This is a genomic window from Mesorhizobium sp. M7A.F.Ca.CA.001.10.2.1 (assembly GCF_003998575.1).
Classification (GTDB): Bacteria; Pseudomonadota; Alphaproteobacteria; order Rhizobiales; family Rhizobiaceae; genus Mesorhizobium.
The window spans coordinates 1-1190 of the sequence record NZ_RZQY01001077.1; the positions used below are offsets into that span (position 1 = coordinate 1).

Consider the following 1190-nt stretch of genomic DNA (forward strand, 5'->3'; position numbering starts at 1 on the left):
CCGGGATGATATTCGCCCAAGCCCGAGGCCACGGCTTCCTGTGCGTTGACGCCGTAATAGGCGTCGAAATAATTGCCTGAGGCGAAGGAAACACGCGGACCGCCCGAAATCCTGACGGTCGGCGTCACATCGTAAAAGGCGTCGGCGGCGATGTCGGCGACAAAGCCGTTGTGAGCGCGAATGCCGTGGCGCAGCTCGGCGCGGGCGCGCAGCCAGTCGGTCGGATAGAATTCGAAGAAGCCGCCGACTTCCCCGCCCCAGCGCACCGGATCGAGGCCCTTCAGCTCATCGGCGTTGTCATCATCGCGGGAAAATAGGAACTTGCCGGTCAGGCCGGCGCGGAAACCGCCATCATCGACCAGCGCCAGCGAGATGTTGTCGTTGCGCGAGACAAAGCGGGCCGCCGGTCCGGCCTTGCCCAGCGAAATGATCGGCGAGGCGCTGAGCAGGTACTTTTTGCCGCCCTCGAAATTCGGCGCCACCATGCCGGTGGCACCTACGGTCAGATACCAGTCGCCGGACAGCCAGCTGCCCTCGCCCGCATGGGCAGTGCCCGCTCCGCCCAGCACCGCAGCGGCCAACACCAGAGAGATTCTTCCGACCGGACTCATGGCCACTCCACTAACACGACACACACGATTACCGATGACAGCTTTGACGGCCCTTTGGTAAAATTTGATTTAAACCCGAGACATACGCTCGCGCTTTTGCAGCGGTCCCGCTGCCGGTCATCGACTGGACGTTGGCCCGTGCCCGGATTACCTTCCATCCGCAGTATTCCGCAGCCCTCGATGGAGACCGCGACAATGACCCTGCATGGCGACGCCTTGAAAATCGCGCTCGAACAGACACGGACAAAATGGGGATGGTTTGTCGCGCTCGGTGTGCTGCTGCTCATCTTCGGCGGCATTGCCTTCGCCAATCTGTTCGTCGCCACAGTGGCTTCCGTCTACGTCGTGGGATGGCTGATGCTGATGGCGGGCATAATCGAGATCGTGCACGCGTTCGGCGTCAAGACCTGGAGCCGGTTCTTCTATTGGCTGCTCAGCGGACTGCTGTACGCCGTTGCCGGCTTCTTCGCTTTCGGCAATCCGCTGCTTGCCTCGGCGGTGCTGACGTTCCTGCTGGCGATCGCGCTGGTCGCGTCAGGGGTGCTCAGGGCCTGGGTCGGCTACAGCCATCGGCCGGAA

General features: G+C 62.4%; 2 protein-coding genes. One reads left to right on the forward strand and one right to left on the reverse strand.

The annotated features are described in order from the left end of the window. A partial coding sequence (locus tag EN964_RS35185) for a MipA/OmpV family protein (protein WP_164776434.1) occupies nt 1-611 on the reverse strand: 611 nt, incomplete at its 3' end. Between the two features lie 195 nt (nt 612-806). Here EN964_RS35185 and EN964_RS35190 point away from each other — a divergent pair. Then, nucleotides 807-1190: HdeD family acid-resistance protein (locus EN964_RS35190; protein ID WP_164776437.1), on the forward strand; the 384-nt coding region annotated here is incomplete at its 3' end.